This is a genomic window from Aeoliella sp., assembly GCF_965227375.1.
In the GTDB taxonomy this organism is placed as follows: Bacteria; Planctomycetota; Planctomycetia; order Pirellulales; family Lacipirellulaceae; genus Aeoliella.
In genome coordinates, this window is record NZ_CBDDFX010000001.1 from 2,286,114 (window position 1) to 2,308,043 (window position 21,930).

The 21,930-nt window shown below is 60.8% G+C and carries 22 protein-coding genes and 1 riboswitch; of the genes, 11 read left to right on the forward strand and 11 right to left on the reverse strand.

All coding sequences use genetic code 11. The features are described 5' to 3' along the window. Positions 1–94 precede the first annotated feature (94 nt). From ACQK2L_RS09305 to ACQK2L_RS09330, 6 genes are all read left to right on the forward strand, one after another. The gene (locus tag ACQK2L_RS09305) at positions 95–1,339 is read left to right on the forward strand and encodes a permease (RefSeq protein ID WP_425396675.1); all 1,245 of its coding nucleotides are present in this window, start codon (positions 95–97) and stop codon (positions 1,337–1,339) included. Further along, positions 1,340–1,550, forward strand: a riboswitch (cobalamin riboswitch). 121 nt (positions 1,551–1,671) lie between these two features. Next, on the forward strand, positions 1,672–2,451 hold the full coding sequence (locus tag ACQK2L_RS09310) for a DUF1559 domain-containing protein (RefSeq protein WP_425396676.1): 780 nt from the start codon (positions 1,672–1,674) through the stop codon (positions 2,449–2,451). After that, positions 2,444–3,475: a DUF4465 domain-containing protein gene (locus ACQK2L_RS09315; RefSeq protein WP_425396677.1), complete on the forward strand. Its 1,032-nt coding sequence runs from the start codon at positions 2,444–2,446 to the stop codon at positions 3,473–3,475. The genes ACQK2L_RS09310 and ACQK2L_RS09315 overlap by 8 nt, the downstream gene beginning before the upstream one ends. Positions 3,476–3,486: 11 nt before the next feature. Continuing rightward, positions 3,487–4,347, forward strand: a complete 861-nt coding sequence (locus tag ACQK2L_RS09320; protein ID WP_425396678.1) for a PEP-CTERM sorting domain-containing protein — start codon at positions 3,487–3,489, stop codon at positions 4,345–4,347. 2 nt (positions 4,348–4,349) lie between these two features. Next, positions 4,350–4,577, forward strand: coding sequence for a DUF5522 domain-containing protein (locus ACQK2L_RS09325; protein ID WP_425396679.1), 228 nt, complete (start codon positions 4,350–4,352; stop codon positions 4,575–4,577). 14 nt (positions 4,578–4,591) lie between these two features. Continuing rightward, entirely contained in the window at positions 4,592–5,374 is a 783-nt protein-coding gene (locus tag ACQK2L_RS09330; protein WP_425396680.1) for a class I SAM-dependent methyltransferase, read from the forward strand. Here ACQK2L_RS09330 and ACQK2L_RS09335 read toward each other — a convergent pair. Continuing rightward, complete coding sequence (locus ACQK2L_RS09335) at positions 5,363–6,172, reverse strand: hypothetical protein (protein ID WP_425396681.1); 810 nt, start codon at positions 6,170–6,172, stop codon at positions 5,363–5,365. The genes ACQK2L_RS09330 and ACQK2L_RS09335 overlap by 12 nt on opposite strands. Then, positions 6,156–6,974, reverse strand: a complete 819-nt coding sequence (locus ACQK2L_RS09340; RefSeq protein WP_425396682.1) for a hypothetical protein — start codon at positions 6,972–6,974, stop codon at positions 6,156–6,158. Before ACQK2L_RS09340 ends, ACQK2L_RS09335 begins: the two co-directional genes overlap by 17 nt. A gap of 209 nt (positions 6,975–7,183) precedes the next feature. On the opposite strand from ACQK2L_RS09340, the gene ACQK2L_RS09345 reads away from it, so the two are divergent. Beyond that, the gene (locus ACQK2L_RS09345) at positions 7,184–8,026 is read left to right on the forward strand and encodes a shikimate dehydrogenase family protein (protein WP_425396683.1); all 843 of its coding nucleotides are present in this window, start codon (positions 7,184–7,186) and stop codon (positions 8,024–8,026) included. A 32-nt stretch (positions 8,027–8,058) separates the two neighbouring features. After that, on the forward strand, positions 8,059–8,745 hold the full coding sequence (bioD, locus tag ACQK2L_RS09350; protein WP_425396684.1) for a dethiobiotin synthase: 687 nt from the start codon (positions 8,059–8,061) through the stop codon (positions 8,743–8,745). Between the two features lie 34 nt (positions 8,746–8,779). Here the strand turns inward: bioD and ACQK2L_RS09355 are convergent, their stop codons facing one another. The 4 genes from ACQK2L_RS09355 to ACQK2L_RS09370 form a co-directional block, all read right to left on the reverse strand. Then, entirely contained in the window at positions 8,780–9,304 is a 525-nt protein-coding gene (locus tag ACQK2L_RS09355) for a hypothetical protein (protein WP_425396685.1), read from the reverse strand. Positions 9,305–9,413: 109 nt separating this feature from the next. After that, positions 9,414–11,594: an alpha-amylase/4-alpha-glucanotransferase domain-containing protein gene (locus ACQK2L_RS09360; RefSeq protein ID WP_425396686.1), complete on the reverse strand. Its 2,181-nt coding sequence runs from the start codon at positions 11,592–11,594 to the stop codon at positions 9,414–9,416. Between the two features lie 325 nt (positions 11,595–11,919). Then, positions 11,920–12,759: an ankyrin repeat domain-containing protein gene (locus tag ACQK2L_RS09365; RefSeq protein WP_425396687.1), complete on the reverse strand. Its 840-nt coding sequence runs from the start codon at positions 12,757–12,759 to the stop codon at positions 11,920–11,922. Between the two features lie 294 nt (positions 12,760–13,053). Continuing rightward, the gene (locus ACQK2L_RS09370) at positions 13,054–13,809 is read right to left on the reverse strand and encodes an MBL fold metallo-hydrolase (protein WP_425396688.1); all 756 of its coding nucleotides are present in this window, start codon (positions 13,807–13,809) and stop codon (positions 13,054–13,056) included. Between the two features lie 15 nt (positions 13,810–13,824). Here ACQK2L_RS09370 and ACQK2L_RS09375 point away from each other — a divergent pair, with 15 nt between their 5' ends. Together ACQK2L_RS09375 and ACQK2L_RS09380 are read left to right on the forward strand one after the other, a co-directional pair. Further along, the gene (locus ACQK2L_RS09375; protein ID WP_425396689.1) at positions 13,825–14,916 is read left to right on the forward strand and encodes an extracellular solute-binding protein; all 1,092 of its coding nucleotides are present in this window, start codon (positions 13,825–13,827) and stop codon (positions 14,914–14,916) included. 451 nt (positions 14,917–15,367) lie between these two features. Next, positions 15,368–15,583: a hypothetical protein gene (locus tag ACQK2L_RS09380; RefSeq protein ID WP_425396690.1), complete on the forward strand. Its 216-nt coding sequence runs from the start codon at positions 15,368–15,370 to the stop codon at positions 15,581–15,583. Here the strand turns inward: ACQK2L_RS09380 and tcmP are convergent. The 5 genes from tcmP to ACQK2L_RS09405 all read right to left on the reverse strand — a co-directional run bounded on the left by tcmP (position 15,562) and on the right by ACQK2L_RS09405 (position 20,474). After that, positions 15,562–16,428 (reverse strand): three-Cys-motif partner protein TcmP, encoded by an 867-nt coding sequence (gene tcmP / locus ACQK2L_RS09385; RefSeq protein ID WP_425396691.1) that lies wholly within the window; start codon positions 16,426–16,428, stop codon positions 15,562–15,564. The two genes, ACQK2L_RS09380 and tcmP, sit on opposite strands and share 22 nt — an antisense overlap. Further along, on the reverse strand, positions 16,391–17,149 hold the full coding sequence (locus ACQK2L_RS09390; RefSeq protein WP_425396692.1) for a DUF5131 family protein: 759 nt from the start codon (positions 17,147–17,149) through the stop codon (positions 16,391–16,393). Before ACQK2L_RS09390 ends, tcmP begins: the two co-directional genes overlap by 38 nt. A gap of 102 nt (positions 17,150–17,251) precedes the next feature. Beyond that, a complete protein-coding gene (locus ACQK2L_RS09395) occupies positions 17,252–18,535 on the reverse strand; it encodes a DEAD/DEAH box helicase (protein ID WP_425396693.1) in 1,284 nt (427 codons plus the stop codon). Between the two features lie 197 nt (positions 18,536–18,732). Further along, on the reverse strand, positions 18,733–18,993 hold the full coding sequence (locus tag ACQK2L_RS09400) for a hypothetical protein (protein ID WP_425396694.1): 261 nt from the start codon (positions 18,991–18,993) through the stop codon (positions 18,733–18,735). A gap of 272 nt (positions 18,994–19,265) precedes the next feature. Beyond that, complete coding sequence (locus ACQK2L_RS09405; protein WP_425396695.1) at positions 19,266–20,474, reverse strand: inositol-3-phosphate synthase; 1,209 nt, start codon at positions 20,472–20,474, stop codon at positions 19,266–19,268. A gap of 226 nt (positions 20,475–20,700) precedes the next feature. Here ACQK2L_RS09405 and ACQK2L_RS09410 point away from each other — a divergent pair, with 226 nt between their 5' ends. Further along, a complete protein-coding gene (locus ACQK2L_RS09410) occupies positions 20,701–21,897 on the forward strand; it encodes an aromatic amino acid transaminase (RefSeq protein ID WP_425396696.1) in 1,197 nt (398 codons plus the stop codon). Positions 21,898–21,930 lie beyond the last annotated feature (33 nt).

A 21,930-nucleotide genomic window follows, 5' to 3' on the forward strand; every position in this document is an offset into this window, starting at 1 on the left:
TTCTACCTCCACATTAATTATGGACTGTGGAACGACCTTCAGCAAGATGTAGAATTATACGCAGTCCGCCAACCCAAGTAATTCGCTTAACTCCATGCAAACCTTCCTCCAATCCGTCTGGCATACCACCTTGGAGCTGGCTCCGTGGTTGTTATTGGGCGCGCTGGTGGCGGGGTTGTTGCATGTGCTGTTGCCGCGCGACTTCGTGCGTCGGCAGCTTCGCGGGCGGGGGAGCGTCGCCAAAGCGGTGGCCCTGGGCGTTCCGCTACCCCTTTGTTCGTGCGGGGTGATTCCCGTGGCGATTAGTTTGCGCGAGCAGCAAGCCAGTCGCGGGGCGACCGTGGGGTTCTTGATCTCCACCCCGCAGACCGGTGTGGATTCAATCCTGGTGAGCGCGGCGATGCTCGGCTGGCCGTTCGCGCTGTTTAAAGTGGTCGCGGCGCTGGTGACTGGACTCGTTGGCGGCATCGTGACCAACGCGGTGGAGCCCAAGACCAGCGAACTGCCTACCGTCGGTCCGACCTCAGCGGCCAATGCTCCGCGCCGATCGTGGCGCGAGTTGTTCGAACACACGCTCGAGATCCTGCATTCCATCTGGGGATGGCTGGTGATCGGTGTGCTCTTGTCCGCGGCCATTACCACGTTGGTGCCCGAGTCGATGCTCACCGGCCTGGCCGCGTATGGCGTGCTGGCGGCCATGGCGGCGGCGCTTGCCGTGTCGCTACCGTTGTACGTGTGCGCGACCGCCTCGGTGCCGATCGCCGCGGCGCTGGTGGCTGGCGGACTGCCCCCGGGCGCGGCGCTGGTGTTCCTGATGGCCGGCCCGGCGACCAACGCGGCCACGATCGGCGCAGTCCGCAAGACCATCGGCGGCCGCGCGCTGGTGGTGTACCTGCTGACGATCATCCTTGGCAGCATGGCGGCCGGGATGTTCTTCGACCAGGTGCTGAGTTCCCAAAGCGTGCACGACCACCAGCACGAGCACCCCGTCACTTGGTGGGGCGTGGCCAGCGCCGTGTTGCTGTTGGTGTTGATTGCCTGGTTCGCGGTGAGCGACCTGATGCGCAAGTTCGCCAGTAGCGCGCCGCTGAGCGCCAGTGATCAACAGCTAGCCACCACGGTGCCGATCACCGGCATGACTTGCCAAGGCTGCGTGAGCAGAGTGGAGTCGAACCTCCGCCGCGACCCGGAGGTGCGCTCCGCCCAGGTGACGCTTGAACCGCCGCAAGCGGTGGTGGTCGGAGAGATTTCCAACGAGCGCGTCCGCCAACTGGTCGAAGGAGCGGGCTTTGGCGTGGGGCAAAATCGGCTGGTTGACATCCACAGTCCGAGTCCCTAGACTGGCTGCTCGTGTGTTGGTGGTTGGTCGTGCAATCGTTTCTGCCGGCCGACACAACAGGGAACTCCGGTGCAATTCCGGGACGGCCCCGCCGCTGTGACCGAGACCAAACTCGCGGTTCGACTCTGAAGCCATTGCCCGCTACCTGGGCGAGAAGGCCGAACCAGCGATTCTCGGGAGTCAGAAGACCTACCAACGCGTGGCATGCGGATTGACTGCGAGGGACAGTCGCTGCGTCAACAATCCTACAGGATACGCGTTCGACTCGTGCTTCGTTTGCCGCGCATCGGTTTGCGTTGGCTTCTGCGCGCATGGTCGGTTGCTCCGTAAATATGTCGCGGCGTGTTGGTTTCACTTTGGTCGAGCTGTTGGTGGTCGTGGCCATCATCGGCGTGCTGGTCGCGCTGCTGCTACCAGCCGTACAGGCCGCGCGTGAATCGGCCCGCCGAGCGACGTGCAAGAACCGACTGCATCAAATCGGCATCGCCCTGCATGCCTATCACGATGTCCACGAAGAACTGCCCGTTGGCTGCACCGAGTGGCGACCCTGGCGGGGCGTCGACGAGAGGCAACTCGCGTGGTCGGCGTTTTTGCTGCCGCAACTCGAGCAGCAATCGTTGTACGACTCGCTCGACCTCGATCTGCCGTTCGATCACCCGGTAAATGCCGAAGCCGCGGCCACGGTGCTGCCGATGTATCTCTGTCCGAGCGCCTCGCGCGGTGCGGAATTGTCCTCGGGTCGCGGCCCTGCGCACTTCGGCGGCATGTACGGCGAACGGATCACCTCGCCCAACAGCCCGCCCAAGGGTGTGATGTTGATCGACCAGTCGACCGCGCTGCGTGAAATCACCGACGGCACTTCTCACACTATTGTGGTGGCCGAAGATACCGCGTTCGAAGATGGGCAGTGGATCAACGGGCGGAACCTGTTCGACCAGGCGTTTGCTGTGAACGCCGCGCCAGGGTTCGAAAACGACATTCGCAGCGACCATCCCGGCGGCGCTCAGGCGGTATTCGCCGATGGCAGCGTGCACTTTCTGGCAGACGACCTGCCGCTGGAAGTGCTGGCGGCGCTCTGCACGCGGGCCGGAGGGGAGGTGATCGATGAGTAGTTGCCTCCGCCGCTGGTGTGCGTTGCTGCTGATCGGCGTTTGCATGGGGCTCGCCCCGTATGCACCGGCGGCGTTGACCATCGACTTCGAGGAATTGTCCCTCCAGAGCGTGCAGTACGAGAACGGTTTGAATCTCGATGGCTCGTTCGAGAGCGGTGGTGCGGAGTTCAACAACAACTACGAGTCGTTCACGCCCGACTGCTGTTGGGAAGGTTTTGCCTACTCGCGGGCAACGGACACCACGACGCCCGGGCCGGGCAATCAGTACAGTACGTACGCCGGCAGCGGGGCGGGCGGGTCGAGTCAGTTTGGTATCGCGTATAGCGGGTACGACGCAGGTAACGGTGGGGCGATTCCCGCCATCACTCTGCCCGTAGGTGCTCGGCCTGTCTCGATCGAAGTGACCAACACCACCTACGCCGCGCTCTCGATGAGCATCGGCGATTCATTTGCCAAAAAGTTTGGTGGTCTGTCCGACAGCGACCCCGACTGGTTCCTGCTACGCATCGAAGGTTGGAGCGAGAGCGACACGCTGCTGGGCGAGGTGTCGTTTTATCTGGCCGACTATCGTTTTGCAGACAACGCGCAGGACTACATCGTCCAGCAGTGGACCAGCGTCGACCTGTCGCCGCTGGCGCAGGATGGTTTGGCGCGGCTCGAGATGCGCCTCGACTCGTCGGACATCCATCCCCAGTTCGGCATGAATACGCCCGCCTACGTGGCAATCGACAATCTGGTTTTCGAAAGCTCGCTGGCTGGCGACTACAACGGCGACGGCGTCGTCAACCTGGCCGACTACACCGCGTGGCGGAACACCTTGGGGGCCAGCGTGCCCAACGGAATCGAAGCCGATGGCGATGGCAACGGAACCGTAGACGCAGGCGACTATACCGTATGGAAGACGCACTTTGGCCAAGGCACACCGGCAGCGACCCGCGCCGCGAAAGTGCCCGAGCCGAGTTTCGATAAGTTTCTGTTTTTTGTTTTAGGCTTGGGAGCCTTTCTCAAGCGAACTCGCAACTGAGGAATGTACCAATGAAGAAGAGCATCGCGAGCCGCGCAGTAGCGGCATTGTTGGCCACGGTTGGATTTGCCACTTCGGGCCTTGCTGGACCGTACCCTGCGTTTACGGATGTCGCCAATCAGGTGCAACCATCGCAAGTCCAATCGTGGGCCGCGGCGGTCGTCGATTACTCCCCGGCCCCCGGCGTGGATGCAGCGTTTGCTAATCCGTCGGTGGCCCTCGGGTCCAATGATGGCGTGGGGGTCTCGCTGGGCGATCTAGAAGCCGCGCAGATTGCAACGGGAGTGTTGCCGGGTTCGATTACACTGCAGTTCTCCAAGGCGATTGTCGACAAGGCCGGACCCGACCTGGCGGTATTCGAGAACGCCGGTGAGTTCTTCTCCGCGCCGTACATCTTTGCCGAGTTGGCCTTCGTGGAAGTGTCGAGCAACGGGACCGACTTCGCGCGGTTTCCCTCAGTCTCGCTCAATATCGAACCGGACGACGACGATGTGCTGGAGACGGATGAACTGACGGTTCCCTTCGGCCGCAACTTTGCTGGCGCCGACACGACCAACATTCACAACCTGGCTGGCGTTCATCCGTCCGGCATTGGCACGCCGTTCGACCTGGCGGAATTGGTCGCTGAGTTCGAGGTTGTCAGCGGTTCGGTCGATCTGTCGGCCATTCGCTACGTCCGGTTGGTCGACATTCCCGGCAACGGCGATTCCCTCGACTCGCTCGGCAATCCGATTGTCGACACTTGGCTTACTACCGGCAGCGGCGGATTGGACCTCGACGCCGTCGGCGCGCTCAACGTCCCCGAACCCGCCAGCGTGGCACTCGTGCTACTCGCCAGCGCTGCGTTTGTCTGGCGACGAGTGAGGAGCTAACAGTGTCGACGGTCGCTCGCGACGAAACGGCGGATTACTACGTTGAGCAGGGGTTCGTCGTGTTCACCGCGGCCTATCTTCTGCGACGGGGCAAGTGCTGCGGCAACGGATGCCGCCACTGCCCCTATCGCGACCACCAGGCCGATTCTCCACCGGCCACGATCGCAAATGGTATAACGGACTCTGGTGAACACGGGCCGCGCGGCGGTCCGGCTGCCGATGGTTCGTAACATCAGGGTGCGTGGTGAGTCGCTTCGAGTCGCAGAATTCCCGCGCGTGGGACAACCTGGCGAAGGACGGAGCGCCGCTTGCGCGACCAGCTAGCGATGCCGACTTCGTCAACCCGCTGGCAACCATCGACCCGGCGGGCTGGCTGGGCGAGTCGATCGACCGTTGGCGCGTGCTCTGTTTGGCCGCCGGTGGCGGGCGGCAAAGCGCGCTGTACGCGGCGGCTGGTGCGGAGGTCACGGTGCTCGACATCAGCCGCGCGATGCTTGCCCAGGACGCCGAGGTGGCCCGCGAGCGACGTTTGAACCTCCGCATCGTGGAAGGCTCCATGACCGACCTGTCGATGTTCGCCGCCGGCGAGTTCGACCTGGTGATCCAGCCAGTGAGCACCTGCTACGTGCCCGACATCGCGGTCGTGTACCAGCAAGTGGCCCGTGTGGTTCGCGGCGGAGGGCTGTACGTCAGCCAGCACAAGTCGCCGGTGAGTCTGCAATGCAAAGCGAAGCCGAAAGCGGGCGGCTACGTGGTGGAAGAGACCTACTACCGCGACAATCCGCTGCCGGCCGACGAGCCTTCGCGGCTGCGAGAGCAAGGAGCCACCGAGTACTTGCATCGCTGGGAAGAACTGATCGGCGGCATGTGCCGTGCGGGCTTTGTGGTGGAGGACCTGCTCGAACCACTGCACGCCAAGCCCGACGCCGAGCGCGGCACCTTCGCCCACCGCGCGCAGTACATCGCCCCCTATGTGCGGATCAAAGCTCGCCGCACCGGCCCGGTAGAACGGAATCTATTCCGTTAGTAATTCGGGGTCTTCTTGCTCCTTGGGCGGCAGTTCGTCCCGCGGCTCTAGCGTGATTCGCACCGTATGTCGATCGAGGTGCGGAGCGACGAGCGTGAGAGATAGCACAATCCCCTGGCTTACATTGGCGAAGTCGACACCATTCCATTCGGTACTGACCGAGAGCAAGAAACTTCCAACGAGAAGGGCGATGAACAACAGGCCGAGTTGCCAGTAAACGGCTATCGCGCTGCGTCGGAGTTCGATCGCCACCAACGCCAGCGCGGCGCTTTGCAGGACCAAGATAACGACGATGGGGACACTCACCTCATTCAACTGGGGCACGGCGAGACGAACAACGAGCGACCCACCGGCAATCACGACGCTGGTCACCAGCAAGTGCCGGACACCGAACCTAGGCGGCTGCTCGCCTGCTTCGGTTTCGCGCCGCCCTCGGTGGCGGAACCATCGTAACGCGAGGTGCAGAACCAGAGTGATAGTAGGGTGGGAAGCCCAGATGGTGAGAATCATCGCGTAGGCGCCCGCGTTTAGCCCAGGACCTGCACAAACCACGTAATACAACGCCATGACAGCGGCCACAGCGTAGCAGATCGCAGCACGTCGCCAAGTGAGCACTTCGGCCGCGCAGGCCCATACCAGTGCAGCCCCCATTTGCCCAAAGCTGAGGCCAATCAAGAAAGTGTCTTGATGCGGGACATCGGAGATCACCAGCGGCGCGATCAAGTCGATTAACACCACGATGGCGATGGCCACAATGGTGAATGATCCGACCAGCGAGATGCTATGCGTTTTCGTCAAGGCGCTGCTCACTCGGCGGTTGGTCGCGAGGCTTCAGGGCGACTCGTAATGTGTAGCGATCGAACTGCGGCACGATCAGGCACACGGCGAGTGTGGCCATTTGGACGACGGACACGTAGATGGCCGGGCCCCAGTCGATGAGGCGACTGCATAGATAGCCGATCGCAAGCCCCGCTGCTGCGAATGCGCCTAGCCGCCACAAGCTTGGTGGGTGGTTTAAGAGCAGCAAGCCTGCCGCGATGGCAGTGACGGTCCACAACGAAACAGGAATCCACGTATCTGAGTCCATCAGTTGACCGATATCCTCACGAGCAATTCGGATGATAGTTGCTACCAGAGCCGTGATAATCATGATGGCCAATAACTGGCGCACCACAAAACGAGGCTGCCAGTCAGATCGGTTCGATCCCTGCAAGAACATCCCGTAAAGGAATAGACCACAGAGGATGCCCAGCTGATACTGAAGGAAGATGAGTGCAAACATGGCAACTTCATCCAGTGAGTTACCGGTACCGAAGATGGCGAGCACTGCCATGAGTCCTCCCCCGACAAGCGATGCCACAGCCACCAGCAATCGTTGACGCGTCCCTCTTGAGAACGTCAAAAGGGAGATCGCCCCTGCTTGCCCAAAGGTGATTCCATACAGGAACTCAATGAAAGCCTCACGTTCGGTGTCGATCCCGCCAAAGACCAGCACCAGATCCAGCAGTACCATCACCACGATCACCCCCAGAGAAAACGGCCCCACCTGCCACTTGGCGGTGCGGGAATCGTCGTCAGGAATGTCGTTTTCGTCGGTCACAGTCGCAATTCACCGGATGTGGATGGCCGAAATGCCGCATCGGCGTTGCGGCCGCGTGGTCGGGTAGTCAGAATAGTGTAAGTCAAACAGCCGACGGGGCGTACCGGAGTTTCGCGGGTCGAAAAAGCTAGCGAAGCACCCGCCCTCCAGCAGCACGGCCCATTGGCCTTTGTCCTCGACTTCACTCCTAGATTTTCACCCGCCGCCTCGTGTCCGAAACCCTGCTCGAACGATGTGCGTTCCTCGCCGCTAGCGCCGCCGGCAATCCGACGCATTACGTGGTGGAACAAGCACTCGCGCAGGCGGACCTGGATTGGCGGTTCTTGACCTTCGAAGTCGGCGAGGAGAATCTCAGCAAGGCCCTCGAAGGGCTCGACGTGCTTGGCTTCCGCGGAGTGCTGGTCGCGTCCGAGTTCCGCACTTTGGCCGTCGAGCATCTCGATAGTCTCACACCCCGCGCGGAGGCCGCCGGGTCGGTCGATTGCCTGGTCCGCGAGCAAGGCAAGCTGGTGGGGGACAACACGTTTGGCGCCGCGCTATCCGACGCGTTAGGTGGTGCGAGCGAGGTGGCTGAGCGGTCCGTGATGGTCATCGGTAGCGGTAGCGTCGCCCGATCTATCGCGGCCGGTGCGTGCGACGCTGGCGCCGTGGCGGTGCATATCGCCGACAGCGACGAAGGACAACTGGCCGAACTGGTCGAGCAACTCACCACAGCCACTGGCTCGAACATCTCGCCGGTGTCGATCGACGACAACACGGTCCGCACTCCACAAGGTGTGAGCATCGTGGTATTTGCACCCGACGGCGACGATCAGGCGACGCGCCCAGTGATCGACACCGCGGACGCAGCCAACAAATTGACCGTTGTCGACACGCGACTGCGTGGCTCGCGGACCGGGTTACTCAGGTTCGCCAACCAGCAGGGCGCGACCATCATCGATGGCGTGCAACTGTTCGCCAGCGAAACGGCCCTCGCCCTCGAGCGCTGGACCGACATGACTTTCGACCGCGCCCCGCTGCAGGAACTGGCCGAAGAGTTTCTGGGACTGTAGATCGCCACGGATAAGGAACAGAACCCGACTCTATGCGTGGCTTCTTCATCACCGGCACCGGAACCGAAGTTGGCAAGACGCACGTGGCGTCGCTGGTAGCCGCTGAGATGCACTCGCGGGGGGTCCGCGTCGGCGTTTACAAGCCGGTGGCGAGCGATTGTCGGGACGATGGCTCCGGCGAACTCGTGGCCGAAGACGCATTGCAGCTTTGGGAGGCGGCCGGGCGTCCGCTCTCGTTGCGCGAGGTCTGCCCTCAGCGGTTTCGTGCGGCCGTGGCGCCGAACGTGGCCGCGCGGATGGAAGGTCGCGAGGTCGACGCGACTCTGTTGCGCATCGGCATCGACCCGTGGCTCTCGGCGTGCGACGTGGTGCTGGTCGAGGGCGCCGGCGGGCTGATGTCGCCGATTTCCGAGGAAGACTACAACGCCGATCTGGCCGCCGATCTGGGACTGCCGCTAGTGGTGGTGGCCGCCAACCGCCTGGGCGTGATCAACGACACGCTGCAAACGGTGATCACCGCCAGCGTGTTCGGCGATGGTCTGGAGGTAGCCGGCGTGGTGCTCAATCAATGCTCGGACCTGGCGAGCGACGAGAGCCTCGCGTCCAACGCCGACGAGCTGCGCCGGCATCTGCGCGTGCCAGTGCTGGGAGAGATTGGCTACGGCGACCGCGAAGGGATTGCTGCTGTGGTCGACGCGTTGCTTGAGTCCGCCGAGTAGCTTGTAGGCCGTAACTGCGCAAGCTTGTTACGGCCTACAAATCTGTCGGTTCCTGAGTAGTAACATCGGTGGCAGTGCTGCGCCCGCGGAAGATAGCCATCAGGATCAGCACCCACCAAAATGCGTTAATCAACGATTGCGAGATTCCGTAGGCGAGAAACCACATCGAGATGTTGTTTGAGCCCAGCATGCCACTGGATAGCATCTGGATGAGCACCATCTGCCCTAAACCGCCCAGCAGCGATGTAAAGAGCAATCCGCTGAATGCGACGACGACCAACCGGGCCACCGAGCGCGGCAGTCGCCTGCTTTGCAATGCAAAGACGATTCCTGCAATCCAAACCAACGCCTGGGGCGCATAGTACGCAGCTTGCCCGAGGCCGTTGAACAATATCTGCGTTGTTTCAATACCAAACGCGCGACCGATGCCAAAGTAGGCCGCCAGAATTAGCGACGCGACGGTAAGAATCGCGAGCAGAGCGAGCGTATTGAACTGCACACCACGCGGTGGTGGTGGAGTTGGCATCTGCTGAGGATTGGGAGAGTCGTGCAGTTCCATCTTTCTTGCTCCGCAAACCGCGGAGGCGTAGCTCCGCGGCTATGGGCTAGGGGACGACGTACAACTCCACTCATGAACTGCTAACAGCAAATGGCCTACAGCTTTCCGCTCAGTTCCCCACCGCACATTCGGCTTCCGCCATCCGCGATTCGGCCTGGCTGGTGTCGATGGCCAGTCGCAGCTTGACGCTCCAGCGGCCTGACTCGTCGGCTTGCAGGATCCAGTGCGGCAGCACCACCACCGATTGGTGGACCATCTCGAAACCACCTTCGCTTTGGCTCACGGTGGAGATGGGATGCGTCCAGATGCTCGTGGGGCGGTCGATTGACAATCCGCAGTCGACGCCCAGCCAACCGTCGACCAGGTGCAGCGACTGCACATCGATCTGGTCGAGACGCTCGCCCAACTGTCCGATGGAGTTGCCATCGCCCGAGTGGAAGAACCGGTCGTCGGCCCCGGAGGGCATGCCGGCGAAATTTAACTCGATGCCGAAGTGCAGCGGCTGGTCGGTCGGCAGGCCTTCGAGCAGGTAAGCGATTTCCAGTTCGCTGCCACCCGACTCCAGCGTCACGCCCTTGGTGATGCGGACCGGGTGGCCGTCGACGTGGCCGTCGCGTGTCATCATCACTTGCATCTTGTCCGCTGCGCGACGCAGCTTGCCTTCGTAGCTGCCGGTGACAAAGTCGCCCTGCTCGCGGTAGCCGTTCGTGGCGATTTCGTCCAGCGACACGTCCAGGTCGTAGAAGTGGTCGACCAGGCTCTTGCGGAGGTAGCTGTCGTAGACGCTTACCTCTTTGTCGAGGCCTTCCTGCTTGAACACCACGCGATCGTGGATGCTGGCGACATCGCCATCGGCACCCGCCGGGCCGGCGAGCACCTTGCGGTGGTACGCTTCGGGCCGTCGCGCGAGCGTGGCCAGCACATTGTGACAGATGGAGCGAATGTCCAACTCGTACAGCGAGCCACCCGCCGCGGGAGCCGCGTAGGCCACTAGCGAGTTCGAAGCCAGACGCACTTCGTGGCGAGCGTCCAGGTTGTAGTCGGCTGCTTCGCCGGTCACCCAGTCGCCATCGGTGCGCCCTTGTCCCAGGTGCTCGTCGATCAGGTTGTCGGCAGCGATCAGGTGGTTGTAGACTGCGTTCCGCAGGTGCGGCAGATACACTCCGCCAAACGCACCGTGCCAGTAGCTGCAGTTGCACTGGCCGCGGTACAGCTCGATTTGGGCCTGATCGAGCTGGCTGCTCTGCTGGCCTTCGCCACGTAGCTCGGCCAGGCGATTGCTCACTTCGAGCATGCGGGCGTACATCTCGCCGGTCTCGGGGTAGCGGACCTTGAAGTTCCGCCAGAAGCCGCCGCGGATGAACGGAGCGACCGGCTCCCATTGGCCTTGCTCTTCCAGGCTGTGGTGCACGTCCTCGTACTTTTTCTGCTGCTCGGCGGGCAGGGCCCACTCGGTCATTTCGCGATAGCTCGATTCGGGAATGTAGATCTTGCCCAAGGGAGCTACGTTGTTCAGCGCCTCGGTGGGCGTGGTGACATGGATCCAGTCCTGGTTCTCGACCAACGCGTCGAAGAACCGATGCAGCCAGCCATGCTCGTACACGTGCGCCTTGGTGTCGGGCCACGTGCCGAATTTCTCTCCGTCGTCGCCAAAGGTCACGATGGCGTTCGGCTGGACCGACGCCACGTGGCGCAGGTAATCGATCGTTTCGTGCGGCTCGGCAAATGGCAGCGTGTAACGCAGCTTTTCGCTGCCGGGGAACACGCTCACGAGCTGACCGTTGTTCTCGGTAAGGTAGTAGCCGTGCAGTTGGTCTTCGGTCCAACCGCCGTTCTTGAAGTGGAAGTCGTCGAGCACCGTGTAACGAATGCCGGCCGTGGCCAGATCGCTGGTGAGCGTTTGCTCCCACACGCGTTCGGGCATCCACATGCCTTGCACGTCGCAGCCGAGGCGGTTGTTCAGCCACTCGGTGTAGCTGGTGATCTGCCCCACGCGGTCGCGCGGAGGAATCATCGTGAGGATCGGCTCGAAGAACGCGCCGCCAACGATTTCGAGCCGGCCGGCCGAAACCAACGCGGCTAGTCGGTCGAGATACTCGGGATGATGCTCATCGAGCCACTCGATGAGCGAACCACTTGTGTGAATGGCCAGCTTGAGCGATTCGTACGGCTCGAAGACTTCCAGAAACGGCAGATAGCTATCCTGGTAGGCCTGCTCCATGACGCCATCGAAGTTTCCGATGGGTTGGTGATTGTGCAGAACGAGAACCAGACGGATGGATGACGACATGGCGATTATAAAGGGGGCAGTAGAGTTTGACGGTTCGAAGGGGGACGGCGGCAATGCTGGCACTACCCGATTCATCGTGATACTACCGAATACCGGCACATTAGGCTACGTGCGGAGGCAAGATTGGCAGAACGATTATAGGACATTTGGTCGGTGCAATCCGCACCTTTGCCACGCCCTTGGGTAATGCTGGCAGTTTACTCAATCGTCAAGGTTTAGCTGCCGCCACAGGAAAACCGCGCTGAGTTCAACGATTCGGATGGCTCGCCAGACGGGTTTTGCAAGCGGTGCGGTTCGTGCCTGTTGGTTGCAGTAGACCCTCGCTCTAGAGCGCGGCCCGGCGAAGCTCGGCCAGGATGCGATTGTTCCCTTTCTCTTCCGCCACTTCCAGCAACGACTTCCCGCGGTATCGCACAGCTAGGTCCGCCCCTGCATCGATCAACAGCCGGGTGACCTCCGCCGAATCGTCTTTCATGAGGACGTTCATCATCAGAGGGGTGATCCCATAGAAATCGGACTCCTCACGCTGGTTGACTGAGTTGACGTCGGCCCCTCGCTCGAGCAGCAGCCTAACCACCGCGGGTTCGTGTTCCGATGCCCAATGCAGGGGAGTGCCACCATAACAACCGAGTTCCTGGGCGTGGACATCCGCGCCGGCGTCCAGTAGCAGCTGCACAATCTCGACAAATCCGTTGTGTGCGGGCCAATGCAGCGGCGTATCACCGAGCAGTCCACGTTGATGAACAGCCAGGGGGTCCAGCTGCACATGCTGGCGGACGATATCGTACCAACCCTCGCGCGCCGCGATGTGAATGGTTGCACCAAGTTTTTGGGTTCCCTTGGCCAAGTGCGGAACCTCGTGCAGGAAGTAGTCCTCGACGTGCTGTGCATTTGGTCTGTCAGGTAGGTGCCGCCAGTAGGTCGCAATGAAAAGGGCAGGGTAGCCAGCGAGTGGATTGGAATAGACTTCGGCGCCCCGCTCCACCAACAATCGGATGACTTCGAGGTGAGCATGTTTGGCAGCAACATGCAATGCGGTTCGTTCGTCCCAGGATTCATCCGCAGGGTCCACAACCTGCGCCAGGTAAGGATCGCGGTCCAGTGCTTCGCGCACTGCCGGCAGATTGCCATCGGCCACCAGTTGCTTGAATTCTGAAAACAACATGCTTGCTCCAATCGTCGTACGTATGGCGCATCACTACCAAACGAGCATAGCTCCGAAGGAGCAAAATATGACAGCCCAGGGTAGAGCGCCGGTGAGGTACGAGCCAAAGCGCCGCCCTGGGTTACGTGTCGAGCAATAACGGCGGTCGAGGAGCACAGTCTCGACTAGCCGGAGCACGTCCGAGACCGCAATCGCCCCGCGTTGCCAAACCTAGAGGTCCGTGTTTCATCGGTGTTGTTCTGTGGCTAACTCAGATTTGTCATTCGAGTTAGCGTTGTAGTGTTGGAGAACCCCTCAAAACTCCAGCACATCCAGATCCTCAGCAATCTCAATCTCCGCAAACACCTTCCGCGCGTCGCTTAGATCGAAATCAGTCTCTTTGGTCAGAAATGGGTCGACGTGCGTGACGACCAAGCGAGCTACTTCGGCGGCGGCGGCCACTTGGGCCACTTTGTCCAAGCAGCTGTGCCCTGTGAGTTCGGCCAACTCGTCGTGGCCGGCGGGGAAGTTCGACTCGTGCACCAACAGGTCGACGCCGCGGATTTGCTCAATGTAGTCGGCGTCGGCGGTGGCGGTGGTGTCGGTCACGTACGCCAGCGAATGATCGGGCCACTCGAGCCGCATGCCGATCGAGCCGCCGGGGTGCTTCATGGGGAACGTCCGCATCGTGCCGGCGTCGCCTGCCGAGTTGCACGGCAACTGGCAGGTCTCGCCAAGTTCGCAAAACTTGTAACCTGGAGCTACAGGGAAGATGGCGGGGGCGTACAGGTGCTGCTTCACGGCGGTGAGCTTGTCGGTCGTGCCGTGGACAGTCACCTGATCGTGGGCGTCGACGCCGAAGGTTTCCACCAGGTAGGTCAGCCCGCTAACATGGTCCAGGTGGGCGTGGCTCAGGAAGATGTCGACTCGCTCGGTCGCCAGATGATCGGCCAGGCGGAACAGCCCTGTGCCGGCGTCCAGCACCACTCCCACCTCGGGCAGCAGGAACGACGCGGTGTGCCGCCGCGTGTTAGGATGAAAGCCGGTGGTGCCCAAACAGATCAATTGCATGAAGGAGAATTTAGCATGGCAGCAACAACCCTGGCAAATGGCGCAAGGCTCGCAGCATCGACCAAGCCTGAAATCGCCCCCACGAAGCTTGGTCGGAGCTTCCTGAGCTTCCTACTGTTCGTCGCACTCTGCGCGGTGGGTTGTGGCAAGAAAAAGCCGCAAGAGGTGGTGGTGTACACCGCGCACGACGACGTATTCTCCGCCCCCGTGCTGAGAGGATTCAACGAGCAGACCGGCATCGAGATCCTCACCAAGACCGATACCGAGAGCACCAAGACGGTTGGGCTGGCTGAAGCGATTCTTGCCGAGCGCGGGCGGCCGCGATGCGACTTGTTCTGGAACAACGAGGTGCTGCACATGATCCGGCTCGACAAGGAGGGCCTGCTCGAGAAGGTCAACCTGCCAGAGACCGCCGACTATCCCGCCCAATACAAAAGCAGCGACGGCACCTGGGTCGGCTTCGCCGCGCGGGCGCGGGTGCTGGTGGTGAACACCAACCGCATGGCCGCCGCGCGACGCCCCAAGACGATCCACGCCCTGACCGATCCGCAGTGGCGCGACCAGTGTGCGATCGCCAAACCGCTGTTCGGCACCACCGCTACGCACGCGGCCTGCTTGTTCGCCACCTGGGGCGACGAGAAGGCCAAGGACTTCTTCGAGAAGGTGAAAGCCAACGCAAAAATCCTCTCCGGCAATCGCGACGTCGCCCGCCGCGTGGCGGCCGGCGAGTTGGCCTTCGGGCTAACCGATACAGACGACGCGATGGTCGAAATGGACGCCGGCTCGCCCATTGCGATCATCTACCCCGACCAAGGCGAAGACGAACTCGGCACGCTGTTCATTCCCAACACGGTGGCGGTGATCAAAGGCTCCGCGCACCAGGAGAACGCCAAACTGCTGATGGCGTACTTGCTCAAGCCCGAGACCGAAGGCCTGCTGGTTCGCGGCGAGAGCGCGCAGATTCCCTTGAACACCAAGACGACGGCCGTGCCCCGCGTGGAAACACCCGGGACCGTGAAAGCCATGCAGGTCGATTTCGAAGCGGCCGCCGACAAGTGGAATACCGCGTACGAGTTCCTGCGTACTGAGTTTACCGCGGCAAAGTAGGCCGCGGCTTTGGAATATCCCGGATTTCGCTGGGGAACTGCTTAGCGAATCGGATAAAACGACAAGTGGAGCCCTTCATGGATTCGTCCGACCTGAAAACGCGCTGGCATCGCGAACTCCGGCAATTTGCCTGGCGCCGCACCCCATCGCGCAGAGCCTGGGATCTATCGCAGGCCAAGGTGCTCCGCTATCTCGTCAATCGCTATCGGCAAGTCCCGGTAACGTATGTCCCGAAGCCAGCCGCGACGTCCGCTGCCACTTGCGAATTAGTCACACCGCAGTGGAAACCGCGGTCGAGCAGAGAGCTGCGAACCGCGCTCGATGGTATTCACCGGGCAAACGTGGGGAGCTATGCGGAGTTCGGGCTGCGGTGATGGCGCCTTCGGAGCACGGGGAATTGTTGGCATTCCCAGAGGGCGGTCGCTAGAATGAACGCAAGGAGACGATTTTCATGACTAGCGAATTCTTCACCGACCCCGCACTCCAGCAACAAGCTACCGCTGCTGGCTACGCTTCGGTCGAGACATACCTCCAGATCCTCGTCGAGCGAGATCGTGAGCGACTCGCGATCGCAGAAGGTGTCGAGGCGATGCGGTCCGGTCGCGTACGCCCGTTTGAGGAGTTTGATCGTGAGTTCCGCGGCTGTTATCCGAATAAGGTCTGCTGACCACTGCGATCAATACGAGATATCTTGTTCCAGAATTCCAGTCCTTTGGGATGCTTGCTGGCGTAAATGACCCGGTAAATTGCCGTAGTTCTAGATCGCATGACTTGATCTGCAAATACCTCGTATCCCAGTTTTTGGTTCAGTTGAGTCTGATAGATTTCTTGGAAGAGTTTACAAACGTTTTCGCGACTCTGATTGGGGAGATTCTGCCATTGAGTCCTCCAATCGCAATCCGAACCCAAGAATCTGTCGAGATTAGATTCGCTTTGTTGTGCGTAGAAGGCGACATTTCGAACCAGATCCATGCTATCGGCGAATAGCACGAGCAGGTCGACCTTTCGTCCATGAGCCAGCTTCTCAATTGTCTGGAAGTGAATATGAAGCCCTTCTGGATCGATGAACGCAAGCGTTAGTGCTCGAGTTGGAATCGCGGCGACAACTTCGTCGATTAGGTCATTGCAGTCGCCGACGAGGATGGTGCTTCGATCTCCAGCGCCAGCGCTTTCCAATCTCGTCTTGCAAACTCTAGCTAGCTGTTCGTCCTTCTCGCATACAATTAGCTTGTCGAATGGTTTTGGGGTGTTGGCGGCGAGTAGAGCCGATCCCGGTATGCGTCGCCGTGAATCCCGGATTTGAATTACCCCGGGACCACCAAAGAGGTCGACGTAGATGATTCCCCCATCCCATTTGGGATTTCCAACCATCGCACTGGTGGTAATCTCCAAATACCTGTTCCAGTACCAAAGCTTGTCTTCAGTCCAGATGCCAGCGTCTCGAACTGGCAGCCCATCGTCTGGGTGTACTAAGTCACACAACTCCGGCCATCGCTCGCGCTTTCTTCCCATCGCCCACCCCTTGCATTCTTGGCATTTGATCCCAAGTCCGTCCGTCAAGTTCTCTACCAGTCCTTGATTTATGCACTCCGCCCCATTGCTTGAAAAAGAAGGGCACGTTGTATTTCAGACAGCGATCACGGATCGAAACCACCCACTCGCGCCGGATTGGGCGCGCACCCGGCCCCGATTCTCCTCCTACGATCACCCATTCGCAGTTTGAAATCGGGAGTCTTGGAATTGGTCCGAGCAATGGCTCCACAGAGAGGAATCGCACAAATGCGGGCACCTTTGCCAGCTCTTTTGCTCTCCAAGAGTAATCACAATTCTCGATACTAGTTCCAATCCAAACATTTCTGGGCCATGGGAGTTTCTTCGCAACGGACGCGACGCGCTCTGGTCGCTTGGTCAATACTTGAAACGTATGTTGGTCCGCCGCCTCCATGGTGTCGAAGCAGCGTTGTATGAATTCATCGGGAACGGCCGCATGAAACAAGTCACTCATCGAGTTGACGAATATGACCTTTGGTTTTTTCCACTTGAGGGGTAGATCAACCAGATCCTCTTGAAGAGTCAACTCGAAACCGTTGCGATATCTCTCCTGTCCCATTGCCTGCAGTCGCTTTGCCATACGGTCGGCATAGCAAAACTTGCAGCCAGGGCTGATCTTGGTGCAACCGGTGACGGGGTTCCAAGTTGCCTCGGTCCATTCGATTTTTGACGCAAGCGCCACGGCAATCCTCCCCCTGTTTTGGGATTGGGTAACTTATGTACACTATTCTAGTGTCGCCGACAATTCAAGCGTTTTTTGAACTCGCTGAAAATTCGGGAAAGATTACAGCGCCCGGCGATGCCGCCGCCCGCGGCGCGAGCCCGGCAACTGTGGCGGCTTGGGCTTTTCTTCTTCCTCGGCTTCGGGCGCGTCGGGGGATCCGGCCACCGGGGTGATCGTTGAGAAGCCTTCGATTTCGTCCCGCTTCAACAAGCGGTTGATGAGCATCTCGATGCGCGTGAGTTCTTGCCCTTCTTCCGGCGTGACAAATGTGTAGGCCACGCCCTCGCGGCCCATGCGGCCGGTGCGGCCCACGCGGTGCACGTAGTCGTCGGAGGCCTGGGGAATGTCGTAGTTGACGATGTGCGAGATGCCGCTCACGTCGATACCACGGCCCACCACGTCGGTGGCCACCAGCACCTTGATCTTGCCTTCGCGGAAATTCCGCATCACTTTGTCGCGAGCGCCCTGGGCCATGTCGCCGTGAATGCAATCCACGGCCTCGACCACCTTGGTGAGCTTGCGCTGGATGCGATCGGTGCCGCGCTTGGTGCGGCAAAACACAATCGCTTGTTCGGGTTGTTCGCGCTCGATCAGCTTCTTGAGCAGGTCGAACTTGCGCTGCTGCTCGACGGTGAAGTAGTACTGATCGATGGTGTCGACCGTCTTGGTCTTGTCGGAGAAGTCGAGCACCACTGGTTGGTGCATGTACCGCTGCGCCAAACGTTCCACGGCCGGGGCCACCGTGGCGCTCAGCAGCAGTGTTTGCCGCTTCTTGGGGCAGCGGCGCAGGATCTTCTCGATGTCGGGCCGGAAGCCGATGTCGAGCATCCGATCGGCTTCATCCAGCACCACGGTTTGCAGACCTTCGAGCACCAGCGTGCCGCGACTCATGTGGTCGAGCACACGCCCTGGCGTGCCGACGACAATGTCGGCGCCCTTCTCGAGTCTCGAGACCTGTTGGCGGATCGGTTTACCACCGTACACGGCGATGGTGCGTACTTTGCGGCCGTGGCTCAGCTTGTCAATTTCGTCGCGGACCTGCACCGCCAGTTCGCGCGTCGGCACCAGCACCAATGCTTGGGGCGGGGCGCCGCGTTTGCGCTCCAGACGCTCCAGGATCGGGATGCCGAAGCTGGCCGTCTTGCCGGTGCCGGTGCGGGCCTGGCCCAGCACGTCTTTGCCAGTCAGGGCGACGGGAATCACGCCTGCCTGAACGGGACTCGGCTGGTGGTAGTGGGCTTTTTCCAGCGAAGCCAGCATGATGTCCGAGACGCCAAGCTCGGAGAATTGAGCGCTCGAATGGGGCGAGTCGGGCGTGTTGGCGGTTGGGGGAGAATCGGACACGTGGGCTAAATCTGCTCCTAACTTGTTACTTAGTTTGAAGTTAGGGTACCAGCGGAGTTTGTCACCGTCAACGCCGGATAGCCGTGGGGACCTACCGTCCGGACTACGAAAAAAGGCTGGCAACAGCACCCGAAAGTGCGATTGCCAGCCTTTTGTGTGTTGCTCGGTACGCCGCGGTCGCGGCCAAGCCGATTCGACTACTTCTTCTTCTTGGTCGACTTGCGCTTGGCGGGAGCCTTTTTGGCGGCCTTCTTCTTGGTCGACTTCTTGGCAGTGGCCTTCTTCTTTGTGGCCTTCTTCTTAGTCGACTTCTTCGCCGCGGCCTTTTTCTTTGTGGCCTTCTTCTTGGTCGACTTCTTAGCAGTGGCCTTCTTCTTGGTGGCCTTCTTCTTAGTCGACTTCTTCGGTGCGGCCTTCTTCTTGGTGGTCTTCTTAGCCACCTTCTTCTTTGTTGCCATCTCCAATGGCTCCTTCTTTACGCGCCCGTGGTAGTTACGTGGTCGAATCCCTTGGGCGCTTGAAGGAAGGGAGTGACCGAGTTGTTCGCCTCCGTTGCGAAAGGCGGGTTGATCGGTCGACAACTCAACTTCCGATCAACACTCATGCGCGAATTGAAGCAATTCACACGATAGGTTGTCAAGTGGAATCGGCAGAAATGATGGCGCTCGCCACACATTTTTTCACCGATGCACCGCGCGTTCGACACCACTTCGACGCGCACCGGAGACTGTCAGCCCATCTGCTGGGCGGTCGAGCGGATCCATTCGAGCAGCCGCGCATGCTGCCGCGCGAAGTCATGACAATCGGCGCCCAGAGGACGCTTGAAGAACGCCGCGAGCGAGGTTACCGCGCCCACTTCGCCGGCCCTCCGCGCGACATCCACCAGACGCACCAAATCGAGCACCAGCGGCGCGGCCAGGGCCGAGTCGCAACCCTGCCAGGTGAACTGCAAAGTCATTAAAGTCCCTAAAAAACCGCGAAAATGGATATGATCCCACGCGGTCTTCCAGTCGCCCAGGCTTTCGATGTACTCGATCGAAACCAGCGTCTGTGGGTCGTATCCGAGCGTTCCGCCGACCACTCGGTCCTTGGTGGCGACCTTCGCAGCACGGTTTTCGGGGTTGTCGAGAATGCGGCCGTCGAGGTTGCCAAAAATGTTGTGGCCCACCCAACTGAGGACCTCCAAATTCCGCTCAGCGAACATCGGCGCGAGCACCGTCTTCATCAACGTTTCACCCGTCTTGCCGTCTTGTCCGGCGTGGCAAATTTTTTTTCTTTTTGCCAGCTCTTCAACCGCCGGAAAGCTCGCTCCGGCGGATGGAGTAAAATTTACAAACGGCAAACCAAGCTCCAACGCGGCCACCGCATACAGCGTGCTCGCGGGGATCGCGGCTCCAGGTTCATCCAACAGCGCATCGAACGCTTCCCATCGCTCCGGCAACTCGGAGGCCAACGGCGGTTCGGTCGAGGCGACGTTTACTACCACCGCGCCGCGCAGGTCATTCGCTTCGATAAAGCTCTCTAGATCGTTCTGAAGTCGCGAGACGAGCGTTCTGGGAGCCGTTGTCGCGTCGTCGTCTACCGATACGTCGGCCAATGCACGAATCGCGTCGCCTGCTTTGTAGGCGATTCCTGGCTTGATGCGCGCATCGATCTCCGATAGTTCGTCGCCGCAAGCTTCCACCAGTTCGCGAGGCACCACTTGCTCGTTGGCCAATCGGCCAACCGTGGCGCGAAGGTTGGGCGTGCGGATGTCGTGCCCGGCGATCACCAGGTCGTCCCACTCGGCGAGCGGCAGGGCGGAGAAATCGCTCAGTTCGGTGACTAGCCCGGTGGTGGGGGCCAATTTCTTTTGCAGGCCCACGAGGCCCAGGATGGCGGTCGCGGCCACATTGCCACAGCCGCCAACCAGCCACACGCCAAGTTTCTTGTCCGCCATGGGTCTCTCGATCGTCGCCAGGTAGAGTAGAGTTTTTGCCTACCCGTCCAGGCCCGTAGGCGGGTTCGCAGTCCAGAGGCGACCCACCCGAACACTATTAACCGAACGGGTGTCGCTCTATAAACGATTTTGTAGTGCCCGCCGGCCCCTGGCAAGCGACTAACAAGGGTAGCTCACCGCCCATCCTCCAGATTCACCCGCCAGCCTCGAACCCCTTTGCACCTGCATGTTTGAATCCATCCAACCCGCACCAGCCGACCCGATTCTTGGCCTCACCGAGGCATTTCGCGCCGATCCGAATCCCCAGAAGATCAATCTGGGCGTCGGCGTCTACCAGGATTCGTCCGGCAACACGCCTGCCTTGTCGTGTATCAAGAAGGCGGAAGAGCAATTGGCTCGCGGCGATGCGGGTTCGTCCTACCTGCCGATTCCAGGCGTGGCCGAATACAACACGGCCGTGCAGCAGTTGGCCTTCGGCTCGGCGCATGAAGTAGTGACCAGCGGCCGCGCGTTCACCGCCCAAACCCCCGGCGGCACCGGCGCGCTGCGCGTGGTGGGCGACTTCCTGGCGGCCAACCTGCCGGGCGCTACGCTGTGGGTAACCGATCCCACTTGGGCCAACCACGCGAATGTCTTTTCGGCGGCCGGCGTGTCGCTGGCCAAGTTCCCTTACTTCGACAAGGCCAACAACCGCCTCGCGCTGGGCGACATGCTCGACGCGCTGCAGAAGATTCCCGCAGGCGATGCGGTGCTGCTGCATGGCTGTTGCCACAACCCAACCGGTGTCGATCCCACGCCCGACGAGTGGAGCAAGATCGCCGACGTGCTGTACGCCCAGAAGTTGCTGCCGGTGCTCGACTTCGCCTATCAGGGATTCGGCGACGGCATCGACGAGGACGCAGTCGGCCTGCGAACCATGGCCCGCTCTGGTGAAGAGTTCATACTCTGCAGTTCGTTTTCCAAGAACTTCGGTCTCTACTGCCAGCGCGTCGGCGCGGCGACATTCGTTGCGGCGGATGCCGACCGGGCGAAGGTCGTCGGCAGCCAGGTGAAGCGCGCCATCCGCGCCAACTACAGTAATCCTCCGGCGCACGGCGCGCGGCTCGTTGCCACGGTGCTGGCCGACGACGACCTGCGCAGCGAGTGGCACACCGAACTGGCCGCCATGCGTAACCGCATCAACGGCATGCGGACCTTGTTGGTCGACAAGCTGGCCGAAAAGGGCGCGCCGGGCGACTACTCGTTCATCAAGGCTCAGCGGGGCATGTTCTCGTTCTCTGGCCTCACCAAGGAGCAGGTCCTCGCGCTCCGCGAGAAGCACGCCATCTATATTGTCGATTCCGGCCGCATCAATGTGGCCGGCATCACCGAGTCGAACGTCGATCGGCTGACCGAGGCCATCGCCCAGGTGGTGGGTGGCTAGAGCCGTATGCCGAAGCCACCGCGAGTGGCGAGC

Bases quoted from the DNA above. Each gene is read 5' to 3' on its own strand.
- ACQK2L_RS09305 (WP_425396675.1), top strand. From the start codon at position 95: ATGCAAACCTTCCTCCAATCCGTCTGGCATACCACCTTGGAGCTGGCT.
- ACQK2L_RS09310 (WP_425396676.1), top strand. From the start codon at position 1,672: ATGTCGCGGCGTGTTGGTTTCACTTTGGTCGAGCTGTTGGTGGTCGTG.
- ACQK2L_RS09315 (WP_425396677.1), top strand. From the start codon at position 2,444: ATGAGTAGTTGCCTCCGCCGCTGGTGTGCGTTGCTGCTGATCGGCGTT.
- ACQK2L_RS09320 (WP_425396678.1), top strand. From the start codon at position 3,487: ATGAAGAAGAGCATCGCGAGCCGCGCAGTAGCGGCATTGTTGGCCACG.
- bioD (WP_425396684.1), top strand. From the start codon at position 8,059: ATGCGTGGCTTCTTCATCACCGGCACCGGAACCGAAGTTGGCAAGACG.
- ACQK2L_RS09355 (WP_425396685.1), bottom strand. From the start codon at position 9,304: ATGGAACTGCACGACTCTCCCAATCCTCAGCAGATGCCAACTCCACCA.
- ACQK2L_RS09360 (WP_425396686.1), bottom strand. From the start codon at position 11,594: ATGTCGTCATCCATCCGTCTGGTTCTCGTTCTGCACAATCACCAACCC.
- ACQK2L_RS09365 (WP_425396687.1), bottom strand. From the start codon at position 12,759: ATGTTGTTTTCAGAATTCAAGCAACTGGTGGCCGATGGCAATCTGCCG.
- ACQK2L_RS09370 (WP_425396688.1), bottom strand. From the start codon at position 13,809: ATGCAATTGATCTGTTTGGGCACCACCGGCTTTCATCCTAACACGCGG.
- ACQK2L_RS09375 (WP_425396689.1), top strand. From the start codon at position 13,825: ATGGCAGCAACAACCCTGGCAAATGGCGCAAGGCTCGCAGCATCGACC.
- ACQK2L_RS09380 (WP_425396690.1), top strand. From the start codon at position 15,368: ATGACTAGCGAATTCTTCACCGACCCCGCACTCCAGCAACAAGCTACC.
- tcmP (WP_425396691.1), bottom strand. From the start codon at position 16,428: ATGGGAAGAAAGCGCGAGCGATGGCCGGAGTTGTGTGACTTAGTACAC.
- ACQK2L_RS09400 (WP_425396694.1), bottom strand. From the start codon at position 18,993: ATGGCAACAAAGAAGAAGGTGGCTAAGAAGACCACCAAGAAGAAGGCC.
- ACQK2L_RS09405 (WP_425396695.1), bottom strand. From the start codon at position 20,474: ATGGCGGACAAGAAACTTGGCGTGTGGCTGGTTGGCGGCTGTGGCAAT.
- ACQK2L_RS09410 (WP_425396696.1), top strand. From the start codon at position 20,701: ATGTTTGAATCCATCCAACCCGCACCAGCCGACCCGATTCTTGGCCTC.